Origin of the sequence: Nonomuraea aurantiaca (assembly GCF_020215705.1) — a bacterium.
GTDB lineage: Bacteria > Actinomycetota > Actinomycetes > Streptosporangiales > Streptosporangiaceae > Nonomuraea > Nonomuraea aurantiaca.
The window spans coordinates 19,998-34,172 of the sequence record NZ_JAIWNB010000002.1; the positions used below are offsets into that span (position 1 = coordinate 19,998).

Sequence of the window (14,175 nt, forward strand, 5' to 3'; positions counted from 1 at the left end):
GAAGGGCCCCGGCGATCACGTCGCCGGGGCCCTTCCGCTCAGCGGACCCAGGAGCGGGTGAGCTCCTGGATGACGCTCCCGTCAGGGTCGGCGAGCTTGCGCGCCACGTACGCGCGCCCGTACTCGCTGGTCTGGACGCGGAACGCCGGCCGCTCGTCGGTCAGTGTCCGCACGACCACCTCGGCGACCTCCCGCGCCACCTGCGCGCCCTCGATCGCCCTGCTCGCCACCCATTTCCGGTACGCCCGGTACGCGTCGGCATAGGGCCCGGCCATGGCCAGCATCGCCGCCGGATCGACGCCCGAGCCGGCGATGAACGCGGTGTCCAGCACGGCCGCGGGCTCGATCAGCGACACGCTCACCCCGACCTCGGCCGCGACCGGCGCCAGGCCCTCCATGAACCCCTCGATCGCGAACTTGGCCGCCGAGTACGCCTCGTTGAACGGCTGCCCGATGACGCCGCGCACGCTGCTGATCGTGATCAGCCGTCCGCCGGTCGCCCGCAGGTGGGGCATGGCGGCCCTGCTCATCGCCACCGCGCCGAAGAAGTTCACCTCCATCGAGGCGCGCAGGTTCTCCATCGAGTTGAGCTCCACGGTGTGGCTGACGCCGAGGATCCCGGCGTTGTTGACCAGCGCGTCCAGCCGCCCGTGCATGGCGATGACGGACCTGATGCAGTCGTGGACCGACTCAGGGTCGGTGAGCTCCAGGCTGACCACGTCCACCGAGAGCCCGGCCTGCTCGGCCGCCTCGCGCAGGGCAAGGTCGCCGTCGGGCCGCCGTACGGTGCCCAGAGTCGTGAACCCCGCCTGCGCGGCGGCGATCGCGGTCGCCAGCCCGATCCCCGAGGAGGCTCCGGTGACAAGGACGGTCTTCATGAAGGTCTCCCCGAGGGCTCTGCCATGGGTGGTGCGATCGTGAGCAGGCGCTGCATGCCTGCCAGCGGGACAAGGGACAGGACGCCGACGAGCGTGGCGGCCAGCATGGTGAGCTTGGCCGCGTCGAGCACGCCCAGCTGGGCGGTGAGCGACGACACGGCCCAGCCGCCGGCCAGGGTGCTGATCGGGATGACGCCCCAGGTCACGGTCCGGTACGCGCCGTGGATGACGGCCTGGTCGCCGATGGGCACCCTGGCCTGGCGGACGGCCGCGCTGTTGATGTTGTACCAGGCGAAGAAGAACCCGTACGAGGCCAGCGTCAGGGCCAGCACGATCGCGGGCGGGAACGTCGGCACGGCCAGCAGCCCGAGCCCCGACAAGGAGTGGGCGACCATCGAGATCGCCAGCATCCGCCCGGAGCCCACACGGCCGCTGACCTTGGGCGCGACCAGCGCTCCGAGTACGGCGCCGACCGCCGCGACCGACATGACCGTGCCGAAGAGCCCGGCCGACAGGTGCAGTCCCTGGTAGGCGAGCACCGGCATCTGGGTGACGAAGATGGGGCCGCCGATGTTCGCCAGGAGCGTGCCCGCCGTGCTGCGTCGCAGGATCGGGTCCATCCAGTTCATGCGCACGCCGGCCATGGCCCGCGACAGGATCCGCCGCCGCTCGGCCGTACGCTCGCCGAAGGGCCGCATCGAGCGGATCGCCGCGGCGGAGAACAGGAAGCTGACCGCGTCCACCAGCAGCGCCGCCACCCCGAGCACCTGGTACAGGCCGCCGGCGATCGCGGGCCCGCCCAGCTCGGACGCGGTCCTGCTGGCCTCCATGCGCGAGTTGCCGCGCACCAGCTCGCGGGACTCCACCGTGGCGGCGATGGCGGGCATGTAGCCGATGTTGAAGAACACGGTCGCGGCGCTGATCACCGCCACGCACACGAACAGCAGCGGCACCGACAGGAAGCCCTGCCAGTAGGCGATCGGGATGATGACGATCGCCGCGAACCTGACCAGGTCGCAGGCGATGAGCATCCGCCGCAGGTCCCACCGGTCGGCCAGCGCCCCGGCGGCCAGGCTCAGCACCGGGATGGCCAGGTATTGGGCGGTGCTGATCAGCCCCACCTCGAAGGCCGACGCGCCCAGCAGGAACACCAGCACGGTGGGGATCACGAACAGCGTGACGCGGTCGCCCAGGTTGCTGACGGTCTGCCCGGCCCAGAGGAGGTTGAAGTCCCGGCCCAGTCCCTTGCTCATCCGTCGTGCCGGGTGACGAGATCCGGGATCTTGCCGGTCCTGTCGTTGCCGATCAGCGCGTCGACCACGCGCACCTCCAGCGCGTGCGGGTTGCGCTGGAAGACGATGCTGGGGCCGAACGCGGAACCGACGATGTGCTCCCTGACGTCAGCGGCCAGGCGCCCACCGGCCTCGCCCGCCGGCAGCACCAGCACTTCGAGCAGGTCGTTGCCGGTCACCACGAGCTGCGCCCTGGCCACGCCCGGGATCGTCCCGACGTCCCTGACGAGGTCGGCCACGTTGACCAGGTGGCCCCGGTACTTGATCAGCCCGTCACGGCGGCCCAGTACCTGCAGGGCCCTGTCTCCGCAGGTACAGGTGACGATCCGGCCCGCGTCACCGGTGCGGTAGCGCAGGATCGGGTTGAGCCCCCGCGGGTTCAGCGTGGTGAAGTCGAGCATCTCGTCCTCGCCCACGCACACGAGCTGGGAGGGCAGCGGGTGCCAGGTGTCGGCCGCGCAGTCCGGCGTGTTGGTGGCCACGACCCAGGTCTCGGTGCTGCCGAACATCCCCCAGCGCCGCGCGTTCACCGCAACGGCGGCCAGGTCCTCGCCGAGCTGCGGGTCCCATCCCTCGCCCAGCCACAACACCGAGCGCAGGTCGGGCAGCTTGACACCGGCCTCACGCGCGTGGCCGAACACCAGCCGCAACACGCTGGGCGTGCCGCCGAACGCGGTCACCTTGCGGGTCCTGAAGAACTCCAGCCACGGGTCGTACTCGTCCTTTGCCATGGCGCCGAGGTTCATCGCGACGCACCCGGCGTGGTCGGCGTAGGAGTTGGCCAGGAAATGGGCGCCCCACATCTTCCCGGCGCTCCAGCCGTTGACGAAGACGTCGTCCGCGGTCAGGGCCTTCCAGTGCGCGTGGACCTCGTCCATGTACAGGCCGGTGGGGGCGTACCCGACCTGCGGCGAGCCGGTGCTGCCGCCGCTCTGGAACACCCACGTCGTGCCCTGCTCGGCCCTCGGCCTCAGGTGGGCCAGGGCGACCTGGAGATCATCCTTGAGCATGACCGGCGCCTTGGCCAGGTCGTCGAGCGTGTCGATGGCCTCGACGCCGGCGTAGCGGTCCGCCAGGGCGGGGACCGAGCGCAGGCGGTCGAGCAGCGCCCGCGTCCTGGCCCGGTCCGCCTCGGTCAGGTCGGAGGTGGATAGTAGGAATTCAGACATGAGCCGCCTCCTTGAGCCATTCGGAGTGGGCGCGGCGGTACGCGCGGAACCGCGCCTCGATGATCGACCGCTGCCGCGCGATCACGGACTCGGAATCGTGGTCGGGGCAGACGATGGCGCCGTCTGGCTCGATCTCCGACAGCCAGTACTTCTCGCCGTCGAACAGGAAGTCGACACAGAGGAAAGGGACCGGGACCTTCTTGGCGACGTACTCCAGGGCGTCCTCGAGCTCGGGCGGCAGGTCCACGTACCTCTGCCGGCCGCCCCTGCCGGTGTTGGCCACGTATGCGCCGGGCAGCGGGGTGCGCGTGGCCGTCGTGTGCGGCTTCCCGTCGATCATGAAGACCCTGTAGTCGATGGTCTCGGCGCCCAGGTACGGCTGGACCGCCAGCGCCGTCTCGCCGCCCTGTGCCAGGCTGAGCAGGCCCCGCAGGTCCTCGGCGTTGTGCGCCATGCTGATGCCCCACCCGGCGCACCAGCCGACCGGCTTGACGATGGCGGGGAACGTCATCCGCTCCAGCGCCGGCTCATACAGGCGCAGGACCAGGTCGCGGCCGGTGCCGACACGCACGGTCGGGATCGGCGGGATGGGGCAGTCACGCAGGTAGAGGATCGTGGCCAGCTTGTCGTTGACGATCGGCGACAGGCCGGGCGGGTTGGGCAGGTAGAAGCCGCCCTGCTCCAGCACGGCGTAGATCGCGTACTGGTTGAAGACGTCCATCGCCTGGTACGGCATGCTGTACAGCGAGGTCACGAACAGCGTGTCCTCGGGCGTGACCTGCTCGCCGGCCACGAAGACGCGAGGGCCGTCCCCGTCCACCGCGATGTCCTCGGGCGGGTGCGAGACCCAGCTCATCCCGAGCCCCTCGGCCACCTCCTCATAGGCGTCCCAGAAGCTCCTCCTCCATTTCGGCACGGCTCTGCTCGACTCGCGGTCCGGGAAGACCCAGACCATTCGGCGCAGCGAATTCACTTGGCGACTCCAGGGGGTTTATTGCGGCAACTGGCTGACCAATACGCTGTGACCGCGGAACTCCGCGACGACCTTGCCGTCGGGCCGGCGGATCGTCACGTCGTAAACGCCGTTGCGGCCCAGCCGCGTACGCTCGCTCGCCTCGGCGAGCAGCGTCTCGCCGACCTGGACCGGGCGCAGGAACGTGATCTGCGCCGTCTGCGCGAGCGCGATCAGGCCATGAACGTTGCTGGCGACGGCGAACGCGGCGTCGGCCAGCAGGAACAGGTAGCCGCCGTGGGTGATGCCGTGCCCGTTGACCATGTCCTGGGTCACCCGCATGGACACGGTCGCCCGCCCGTCGGCGGCGCTTGCCAGGTCGATGCCCAGCGATCGGCAGGTCTGGTCCCTGGCGAACAGCTCGTTCGTCATTGTCGGGACGGTAGTCACCGCCTCTTCGAATTCACTGCCAATCCGATGTGAATGCGTTGGCCCCAAGCGGAGCAGGCACCTGCACGAATTCCGACTGGACGTAGAGCTCAAGGTCGATATCCTCGGCCGCCCGTCCCCCTGATCCCCATAGCTTGTGGGTCTGGCGGTTGTTCAGCTCCTGGAACCTGATGGGCCGGCCGATCGCCTCCGATCGCACTCGCTCTCGATCTGTCCCGCCGCAGCACACCCACCGAAGGAGGGATCTGCACCCGCTTGCCGGCCCACAACAGATCCGTGCCGACGACAACAGGGGTGAGGCGCCAGCGCGACTTCCGTTTCCTCATCCCGCCGCAGGACAGCAGCCTTACCGCCGCCCTGTTACGGACGGGTAATGGCCTCGCAGCCGGTCGTGCGGTCGGCGGCGTCGACGAAGGCGGTGTCGTTCTCGGGGCCGCATACGAACTGGGACGACTTTCCGCATGACCGCGACTGCATACCTTGGTCGCGGTCAGGCAGACCAACGGCCGATAACGTCGCGTTCCCCCCGGGGTGTGGACACCCGGTTTCATGCAGCCAGTGCGGTCATTCCAGCAAGCCGATCTTCATAGACGGCCGGGGGAAGGTTTCCGATCGCTGAGTGCCGTCGACGGTGGTTGTAGCGAGCGATCCAGCGGAAGATGTCCGTGCGGGCCTCCGCCTCGTCGTTCTAGCGGCGCTTGCCCTTGCCGTGCAGCAGTTCGCGTTTGAGGGTGGCGTTGAACGCTTCGGCGAGCGCGTTGTCCAGGCACGTCCCGGTCCTTCCGCTCGATCGGCGGATGCCGTTGGCGGCGCACAGCTTGGCGAACTCGGCCGAGGTGTATTGACAGCCCCGGTCGGCATGGAAGATCACGTCGGTGACGCGGCCGCCACGGGCCCGCACCGCCGCCGTCAGCGCGCCGCTGATCAGCTCGGTGCGCAGATGGCCGGCGATGGACCAGCCGTCGTCATCGGTCCGGAGAATCTGGAGGGCCGCGTGTACGGCGTGCTGGACAGTGTAGGCGGGCGGCAGCTTGCGCAGGCGTTCTATCGACTGGAGGACGACGGCGTGGTCATGGCCATCGGACGGGCGGCCCGCGAGGCCACGGTCATCGACTTCGAGCTGGCGGGCACGCGATCGGCACGGGGCCGGATCGAGAACTTCAACGTGACTACGCCGTTCGGTGGCGACCTTGCTCACCTCGTCGGGCTGCTGACGGCCGGCGAGTTGGATGCGCAGGTCGGCTGGCGCGGGCCGTGGGACAAGACGATGGAGGCGGCCGATGCCCTGCTCGCCCGCCGCGTCGCGGGAAAAGCAGTCCTCGATTTGTGACGCACCGAGCCATGCTGGGCCGGCTCCGGGCCGTGGCGTCGAGCGCCTGGCGGCGTGTGGCCTGGGCTTGGCGGATGTTGCGTTGCCCGGCGGCGCTGCGCGAGGCGCGCGGGAGGTCGTCGGTGTCGGCGCGGACCTCGGTGGCAGGCCTAGTTAGCTCGCCGGGTGGCGGGGTGGCAGCACGCATGCTCTCGATCAGGCCGGGGCCCTCGGCTACGGCGTCCGTGCGCGTCCGGCTCAGGGCCGCGCGGGTGGTCGAGGCCATGAGCGCGGTGGAGGCGGGCCGCCGGTGTTCGGCCCGGTAGCCGGCGGCGGTCATAGCTGGTCAACTCGCTTCAGGCGGTCAGGGCTGGTTCGAGTCGGGCTTCTTGATGCCTCGGTAGCGGGAGCGGCGCTGGCCGGTGGCTCCCGAAAGGGGTTGACTGTCAGTCGTCAGTGTCCCTGGCCAGCGCTCCCCGCAGATATTCCATGTCGGTGCCGAGGGCGTTCGGGGTCGTCAGCCGCAATACGGGAGCGAGCAGCGGGCTACGTAGATCCAGTTCGATCCGGTGGAGGATTCGGGTCCCGTCCGGTACGAGATCGAGCCGGAAGCTGAGTTCGGCCCGCCGGAACAGGCGGGACTCCAGCAGCACGAAGGCCAATTCCCGCTCGGCGTCGTACTTGGTGATGCGGAACCGCTGGCGTTTGCCCGACGGAGCGACGGTCATCGCCTCGTATCCCACACCGACTGGCGCGGTCGACAGCGGGACCACCTCCGCGATACTGCGGTCCCAGCGGGGCGCGGTCAGCGGATCACCGAGGAAGCGCCACACCTGCCGAATATCCTGCGGGACGACGATGGACGAGTTGAGCTGCATCAGATGCCTGCCTTCTTCACAGAATGGAGTAGAGCGCCGCGCAGGGCGACTGCCCGCGCCGCAATATCGTTTTCGTGATATGCCGAGCGGCTGCGGCTCCGCCCGCCAGGCCGTGTGCCTTATGCTTGACGGAATTGTTCTTGCGGTTGTCGGTTCCGTTCCACGGCGCCTCCGTCCGGAGGTAGAGCGGCGACACTCAAGAAAGTTCTGTAGCCGGTGATTTCGTGCTGGCGTCAACCTGGCGACGATATCCTCTGCTGACGACCTCGACCGGATTCTCCAGCAGCTCGGCGAACCCCAGCTCCGCCCCGCCGACAAGCGTAGTGTCATCTCCCAGCGCCGCGATCCGCAGTTTCACTCGTTCGCGCGAGACTGGCAATACATTGGCCGCGATGCGATTCCCCACCTGTGCTGATGCCCCTCGGTAAACATCGCGCAGTATCCCGCCGAAGACCACGACACCCGGGTTGAACAGGTTGATCAGATTGGCGACCCCGACACCCAGCCAATCGCCCACATGGGTCAGTGCCGCCCTGGCGGATTCGTCGCCTCGCTCGGCGGCATGTACCACGGAGGCCACCGCGTCACGCCCGATTAACCCAGGGGGCCAGTTGGCCGCGCTGAGCAGGGCGTCCTCCCCGACCTCCGCTTCCAGGCAGCCGCGCGAACCGCACCCGCACGGCCGCCCGTCATGTGCGTTCACGATCATATGGCCGGCCTCGGCGGCGTAGCCGTCATTGCCGTCCAGGCGTTTGCCGTCGACGATGATGCCGCCGCCCACGCCGACATCGCCGTGCAGATAGATGAGATTCCGGAACCCGATCCCGGCACCCCTCTGGTTCTCCGCGACCGCGCCCAGGTGGGCCTCGTTGCCGACTCGCACCGGCAGGCCCAGGGCCAGACGGCGCTCAAGTTCCGGCCCGAACGCCTGATCCACCCAGCCGGTGTTGGGGCCGAATCGCACCGTGCCGTCCGCCGGTCGGATCATGCCGCAGAACGACGCGCCAATGCCGACGCACACGGCATCGCTGGGAACGTCGCGGAGCAGTTGGCGGGCGAACTCGGCGAGAGTTCCGACGACATCGTCCAGGTCGGGGTATTTGCGTTGGCGCACGGCCTCGCGGCGATCGAGTATCACGCCGCCCAGGCCCACTCGCGCGGCCAGCAGCCGGTCCACCGCCACATCAAAGGCGAGCACGAATACGCGGTCAGTGTCCGGGCTGACCACCAGGGACGGTCTGCCCGCTCTGTGGGTGTCTTCGGGAAGCCTTTCCTCGACCACGCCCAGTACGGCAAGTTCGGCGGTCAGTCCCATGATCGTACTGCGGTTCAGCCCCAGCTTCTCACCGAGCGCGGCACGCGAAGTCGGACCGTTCAGGTGGACATGGCGTAGTAACGCCCCGAGGTTCCTCCGGCGGAACTCCTCATTAGGCGCACCGGGCTTTGTGATCTTCATGACCCGAGTCTCCCGGCTGTTTCACTCCATTTCCACAGTATCGGGGTCCACGGGAGATCTCGTCCCTTCCAGTCCGAACAGTACGAGGAGATCTTCCGGTAAAAGAGCGAAATCAAAAACCTTCCCTCGCTCTGCTCGGTCACATGTCGGCGATGAGCTTGTCCACCCGCTCGTCGACGCTGCGGAACGGGTCCTTGCACAGCACGGTCCGCTGCGCCTGGTCGTTCAGCTTCAGGTGTACCCAGTCCACGGTGAAGTCGCGCCGCTTCTCCTGCGCCTTGCGGATGAACTCGCCGCGCAGTCGCGCCCGGGTGGTCTGCGGAGGTACCGACTTCGCCTCGAAGATCTTGATGTCGGAGGTCACCCGCTCCACGGCCCCGCGCCGCTGCAGCAGGTAGAACAGCCCTCGCTTGCGGTGCACGTCATGGTAGGCCAGGTCGAGCTGCGCCACCCGCGGAGACGACAGCGGCAGGTCGTACTTCTTGCGGTAACGCTCGATCAGCTGGTACTTGATCACCCAGTCGATCTCGCGGGACGCCAGGTCCAGGTCCCCGGTCTCCACCGCGCGCAGCGTGCGCTCCCACAGATCCAGCACCCTGCGGGTGATCGGGTCGCCGCCGTGCCGGTCCACGAAGTCCTTGGCCTTGCCGAAATAATCCTGCTGGATCTCCAGCGACGACGCCTCCCGCCCGTTGGCCAGGCGGATCCGCCGCCGCCCGGTCATGTCGTGGGAGACCTCACGGATCGCCCGGATGGGGTTCTCCAGGCTCAGGTCGCGCATCGCGATCCCGGCCTCGACCATACGCAGCACCAGGTCGGTCGCGCCGACCTTGAGCAGCATCGTGGTTTCGCTCATGTTCGCGTCGCCGACGATCACGTGCAGCCGGCGGAAGCGCTCGGCGTCGCCGTGTGGCTCGTCCCGGGTGTTGATGATCGGCCGGGACCGGGTGGTCGCCGACGACACGCCCTCCCAGATGTGCTCGGCGCGCTGCGATACGCAGTACACCGCTCCGCGCGGGGTCTGCAGCACCTTGCCCGCCCCGCAGATGATCTGCCGGGTGACCAGAAACGGGATCAGCACGTCGGCCAGCGTCCCGAACTCGCCGTGCCGGCCCACACAGTAGTTCTCGTGACAGCCGTAGGAGTTGCCGGCCGAGTCGGTGTTGTTCTTGAACAGGTAGACGTCGCCGGCGATGCCCTCCTCGCGCAGCCGCTTCTCGGCGTCCACGAGCAGGCCCTCCAGAATGCGCTCCCCGGCCTTGTCATGCGTGACCAGCTCGACCAGGTTGTCGCACTCGGGCGTGGCGTACTCGGGATGGCTGCCGACGTCCAGATACAGACGGGCGCCGTTGCGCAGGAACACGTTGCTCGACCGGCCCCAGGACACGACCCCCCGGAACAGATACCGGGCCACCTCGTCCGGGGACAGCCTGCGCTGCCCCCGGAACGTGCACGTGGCGCCGTACTCGGTCTCCACGCCAAAGATGCGACGATCCATTACCTCACACTATTCTCCCCTCGCGCCGATGGCGGGGATGATCTCGATTGGGAATGGATCCCTTTATTCGCCGCGCACGGGCCGGCACCCGGGCTCCGCAGCCGGCAGTCATACAGGCACTTGAAAATGGCACCCGATCATGAACAATGATGTTGGTTTCCCGGTGCGGACATACACCGGGACTTGGAGCAAAGACAGAGGCGCTGCCAACCTCGGCGGAAACGTCTGACCTGCGGAAACGCCAGAGCCGGCCGTAGGCACACGCCTCGCTTACTCGGCATGCCCATTCGCCCAGGTCAAGCACCGTTCGCCGGCGAGCTGCGGCAGGCGGGTACGCGGGCTCTCGTGGTTGAACAGAATGCCGGAAGCCGCCTACGCGTCCGTACTGAATCAACCGGCTGGGAGCGGCCAGTCGATCAGGGCGTGCAGGGCCGCGGGAGCGCCGGTGCACAGCGCCCAATAGCGGTCGCCGTACGACCAGTGCCACCATTCCGTCGGATAGTTCACGAAACCGGCTTCGCTCAGGACGCCGCCGAGAATGCCACGGTTCGAGCGAGCCCGAGCGGAAATGTTGGCCGCTGCCGTGTAACAGCCGTCATCGCTCTCCTCGGGGCTCGCGTTCACCTCCGTTCCCATGTCCAGCTCCTTGCCGGATTCGGTGCACAGGGTGAGGTCGACGGCCGCGCCGCAGACGTGCGGGCCGATGTGCGGCGGGGCCAGGGAACGGCTGGCCTGCACGTAGACGTGCTCCTCCGGCCAGTCCGGGTTGGCCTCGGCGAGCTTGGCCGCGTACGACGAGAAATACTGCTCCTGCAGCGCGGGCGGCCGGTACGCCTCCACGATGAGCAGCCGCAGACCGTCGGGAAGGCCCGCTTGGGCACGCAGGAGGCGTTCGACATGCCCACGGCGGACGTGGGCGTACGCGCCTTCGGGATCGGCCTGGCGATCGTCCACTCGCAGACCGGGTACGGTTCGCAGGTCCACCAGCGGCTCGCCGCGATCCTCTACCGGAATCTTGGCGACCTGCGGGTCCGACATGAGCACGATGTCCGGCACGACGTTCTCCTTAGGGAGGGGGCTGGTCAAGGAGAATGGTCGGTGGCGGCGCTAGAAATCCTCTCCAAGAACGCACTAAAGAGGGTCACTCACCCTGCTCGCGGGTGCCGAACTCGGCGAAGACGGCGATGGCCGCGGCCCGCATGGACGCCGCCGTCGGCCCGTCTCCGGTCGCCTCGCGTACGGCGGCCAGGTCCCTCAAGGTGCGCGCCCGGAACAACGGCAGGTCCAGCTGCCCCCACAGCGCGATGGACCGGCCGAGATGCTCCTCGGCCAGGTCGTAGCGGCCACGGGCCAGGTGCAGTTCGCCGATGGTCCGCTCGACGAGCGCCGTGCCGAACCTGTCGCCGTGCCGCCCGCACATCCGCAGCGCGTCGAGGAGTTCGGGCAGGATCGCGGCGTCGTCGACACCGAGCCGGATCCGGGTCTTGGCCAGGGCCTGCACGGCGTACGCGGCCATGAGCGGGTCGCCGGCCTCGCGCAGCAGGACGACCGCCCGCGCGCACAGCGCCTCCGCGCGGTCCAGCTCGCCGACGGCCCGATGCAGCAGCCCGATGGTCCGCAGCGTGATGGCCTCGCCGCGCCTGCTGCCCAGCCGGCGGAAGGCGGCCAGCGCGTCGTCGAGCAGCGCGCGTGCCGCTTCGAACTCGCCCTGTTCGAGCAGCACCGACCCGGCCAGCCGGCTGACGTCGCCCACCCCGGCGTCATCGCCGAGCGAGCGGAAGGCCTCGCCCGCCTGCCGCAGATGGACCAGCGCCTCGACCAGGTCGCCCTGCTCCCGGCAGGCGGTGCCGATGCCGGCCACGGCCACCGCCTGCCCGCGCGTGTCACCGCCCGCGCGCAGCAGCGGAAGCGCCTGGTGGAAGAAGGCCCGCGCCTCGCGGTAGCGGTCCTGGCGGTAGCGGAGCTGGCCGAGCCCCACCAGCAGCGTGGCCTCCGCCAGCGGGTCACCCGCGCGCCGGGCCGCCGCCAGCGCCGACTCATGGGTACGCCGCCACTCCTCGAAGCGGGTGTCCAAGGAGAACGACGAGGAGCACAGGGCGGCGGCCACCTCGCAGGCCACCTCGTGCAGACCCATGGCGGCCGCCCGTTCGACCGCCACGACCAGGGCGGGACTCTCCGCGTTGAACCACATCAGGAAGTCTCCGGCCGCCCCGTCGGTGACGTCCGAGCCGACCGGCCTGGCCATGGCGTACTCGCGCCGCAGGGCCAGCGAGCCGGGCGGCTGAGCGGCGGCGGCGCTCGTGAGCAGCCACAGCCATCCGCCCAGGGCCCGGGTCACTGCCGCCGCGCGCTCCTCGGGCGGTTCCTCCGCCTCGGCCCGCTCGGCCGCGTACACGCGCAGCAGATCGTGCAGCCGGTAGCGGCTCTGGCCGGCCGGGTCCACGGCGATGTGGTCGAGGAGCTGCGCGTCCAGCAGGCGCTCGACGACCTCCTCGCCTTCGGCATCCGGTACGTTCAGGAGCGCCCCCATCACCCAGGACGCGAAATCGGGCACTCCCAGCAGCCCGAGCAGCCGGAACGCCCGTTTCGCCGCGTCGTCGAGCCCTCGGTAGCTCAGCCCGACGCTCGCCCGTACCTCCAGGTCGCCGGCGGTGAGCTCGTCCAGGCGGCGGCGCTCGTCGGCCAGGCGCGTGGCCAGCGTCGCGAGCGGCCAGTGCGGGCGGGCCGCCAGCCGCGCGCCCGCCGTGCGCAGCGCGAGCGGCAGGTGGCCGCAGAGCCGGACGATACGCTCACTCGCCTCGTTCTCCGCATGTACCCGCTCAGTACCGGCGATACGGGCGAGCAGGTCCACGCCCGCCTCGGTGTCGAAGACGTCGAGGTCGCTCACCTTCACCCCGTCCAGGCCGGCGAGCCTGCGCCGGGCCGTGATCAGTACGGCGCAGGTGGGGCTGCCCGGTAGGAGGGGGCGTACCTGCTGCTCGGTGCCCGCGTCGTCGAGCACCACGAGCAGCCGGCGGCCGGACAGGGCGCTGCGGTAGGCGTCGACGCACTCGGGCACGGTCGCCGGGACGGCCGTCGGCGGCACGCCGAGCGCCCGCAGGAAACGCCCGAGCACCTCCAGCGCGGGTGCGGGCGAGCCGGTGACGCCGCGCAGGTCGGCGTAGAGCTGCCCGTCGGGGTAGGCCGGGGTCACCTGGTGGGCGACCTTCACCGCGAGCGCCGACTTGCCCACCCCGCCCTTGCCGGAGATGACGCACACCGTCAGCGTGTCGCTGGGCGCGGTGAGCAGCGCGGCCAGCTCGCCGAGCTCCTTGTCCCTGCCGGTGAAGTCGGCGATGCCGCGAGGCAGATGCGCGGGTACCGCCTCGGGTTCGGCCTGCGGGGGCGGGGGAGGGGACGCTGCCGGGGTCAGGGAGGGATCCGCGCGGAGCACGGCCTCGTACAACTCCTGCAGCTCCGGCCCGGGATCGACGCCCAGTTCGTCGGCGAGCGCCTGCCTGGCCTCGTGATAGGCGGCCATCGCGTCGGTCTGGCGGCCCAGCCGGTAGAGGGCCTTCATGAGCTGGGCGCGCGGGCGTTCGCGGGCGGGGTGGGCGCGGACCAGCTCGGTCAGCTCGCCGACCACTTCCGCGTGCCTGCCCAGCGCCAGCTCGGCGTCGAGGCGCTCCTCCAGGACGAGCAGTCTGGTCTCCTCCAGCCGCGCCGCCTCGCCGCGCAGCGCGTGGCCGATCCCGCCGAGCGCCGTTCCCCGCCACAGCGCCAGCGCCGCGCGCAGGCTCTCGGCCGCGCGCTCGTGACCGCCGTCCGACGCGTGACGGCGGCCGTCGGCCACCAACTGCTCGAACGCCTCCACGTCGAGCTGGCCGGGCCGGAGCAGGGCGGCGTAGCCGGGTGGCCGGGTCTCGATCACCGGCTCGCCGCCGCCCTCGGCCAGCGTGCGGCGCAGTCCGTAGACGTAGGTCTGGACGAGCGCGTGGGCGCTCTTCGGCGGATCCTCGCCCCACAGCACGTCCACCAGCCGGTCGCTGGAGACCACCTTTCCGGCGGCCAGCAGCAGAACGGTCAGGAGCGCACGAGGTTTTGGGCCGCCCAGCGGCAGGCACCGCCCGCCGTCCCAGGCTTCGACGGGACCGAGCAGACGAAACTCCATCAATCCCCCTCGGACCCCCGGGATTTGACCTTGTACCGCAGTGATAGCACCGCGCCCTCTCCAACGGAACCCGCGCCGCTACAGAAGTCGCTGGAGCCCGTTTGCAGAGAACTTGGAGCCGCCCATTTCAGCCTTTGTCACGA

At 69.7% G+C, this 14,175-nt stretch carries 12 protein-coding genes and 1 pseudogene; 1 reads left to right on the top strand and 12 read right to left on the bottom strand.

Annotated elements, in window-relative coordinates:
* Positions 1–38: 38 nt before the first annotated feature.
* The 7 genes and pseudogenes from LDL49_RS05855 to LDL49_RS05885 form a co-directional block, all read right to left on the bottom strand.
* Positions 39–878 carry an SDR family NAD(P)-dependent oxidoreductase gene (locus tag LDL49_RS05855; protein ID WP_225289883.1) on the bottom strand — a complete coding sequence of 280 codons (840 nt, stop codon included), beginning with the start codon at positions 876–878 and terminating at the stop codon, positions 39–41.
* Positions 875–2,131 carry an MFS transporter gene (locus tag LDL49_RS05860; protein ID WP_225289884.1) on the bottom strand — a complete coding sequence of 419 codons (1,257 nt, stop codon included), beginning with the start codon at positions 2,129–2,131 and terminating at the stop codon, positions 875–877. Before LDL49_RS05860 ends, LDL49_RS05855 begins: the two co-directional genes overlap by 4 nt.
* On the bottom strand, positions 2,128–3,339 hold the full coding sequence (locus LDL49_RS05865) for a phenylacetate--CoA ligase family protein (protein WP_225289885.1): 1,212 nt from the start codon (positions 3,337–3,339) through the stop codon (positions 2,128–2,130). The genes LDL49_RS05860 and LDL49_RS05865 overlap by 4 nt, the downstream gene beginning before the upstream one ends.
* Positions 3,332–4,312 carry an ATP-grasp domain-containing protein gene (locus LDL49_RS05870; RefSeq protein WP_225289886.1) on the bottom strand — a complete coding sequence of 327 codons (981 nt, stop codon included), beginning with the start codon at positions 4,310–4,312 and terminating at the stop codon, positions 3,332–3,334. Before LDL49_RS05870 ends, LDL49_RS05865 begins: the two co-directional genes overlap by 8 nt.
* Positions 4,313–4,330: 18 nt before the next feature.
* Complete coding sequence (gene paaI, locus LDL49_RS05875; RefSeq protein ID WP_225289887.1) at positions 4,331–4,723, bottom strand: hydroxyphenylacetyl-CoA thioesterase PaaI; 393 nt, start codon at positions 4,721–4,723, stop codon at positions 4,331–4,333.
* A gap of 565 nt (positions 4,724–5,288) precedes the next feature.
* Positions 5,289–5,408, bottom strand: a pseudogene (locus LDL49_RS59070) (integrase core domain-containing protein); the annotation flags it as partial.
* Positions 5,409–5,429: 21 nt separating this feature from the next.
* Positions 5,430–5,642, bottom strand: a complete 213-nt coding sequence (locus LDL49_RS05885; RefSeq protein WP_372470343.1) for a hypothetical protein — start codon at positions 5,640–5,642, stop codon at positions 5,430–5,432.
* Between LDL49_RS05885 and LDL49_RS05890 the strand changes: the two genes are divergently transcribed.
* Positions 5,601–6,071 carry a zinc-binding dehydrogenase gene (locus LDL49_RS05890; RefSeq protein WP_225289889.1) on the top strand — a complete coding sequence of 157 codons (471 nt, stop codon included), beginning with the start codon at positions 5,601–5,603 and terminating at the stop codon, positions 6,069–6,071. The two genes, LDL49_RS05885 and LDL49_RS05890, sit on opposite strands and share 42 nt — an antisense overlap.
* A gap of 425 nt (positions 6,072–6,496) precedes the next feature.
* On the opposite strand, the gene LDL49_RS05895 is transcribed toward LDL49_RS05890, so the two are convergent.
* From LDL49_RS05895 to LDL49_RS05915, 5 genes are all read right to left on the bottom strand, one after another.
* Positions 6,497–6,928 (bottom strand): SRPBCC family protein, encoded by a 432-nt coding sequence (locus LDL49_RS05895; RefSeq protein ID WP_225289890.1) that lies wholly within the window; start codon positions 6,926–6,928, stop codon positions 6,497–6,499.
* Between the two features lie 196 nt (positions 6,929–7,124).
* A complete protein-coding gene (locus LDL49_RS05900) occupies positions 7,125–8,384 on the bottom strand; it encodes an ROK family transcriptional regulator (RefSeq protein ID WP_225289891.1) in 1,260 nt (419 codons plus the stop codon).
* Between the two features lie 139 nt (positions 8,385–8,523).
* Positions 8,524–9,882 (bottom strand): Pup--protein ligase, encoded by a 1,359-nt coding sequence (gene pafA / locus LDL49_RS05905; RefSeq protein WP_225289892.1) that lies wholly within the window; start codon positions 9,880–9,882, stop codon positions 8,524–8,526.
* Between the two features lie 390 nt (positions 9,883–10,272).
* Positions 10,273–10,938: a M15 family metallopeptidase gene (locus LDL49_RS05910; protein WP_225289893.1), complete on the bottom strand. Its 666-nt coding sequence runs from the start codon at positions 10,936–10,938 to the stop codon at positions 10,273–10,275.
* Between the two features lie 85 nt (positions 10,939–11,023).
* Entirely contained in the window at positions 11,024–14,032 is a 3,009-nt protein-coding gene (locus LDL49_RS05915; RefSeq protein WP_225289894.1) for an AfsR/SARP family transcriptional regulator, read from the bottom strand.
* Positions 14,033–14,175: the final 143 nt, after the last annotated feature.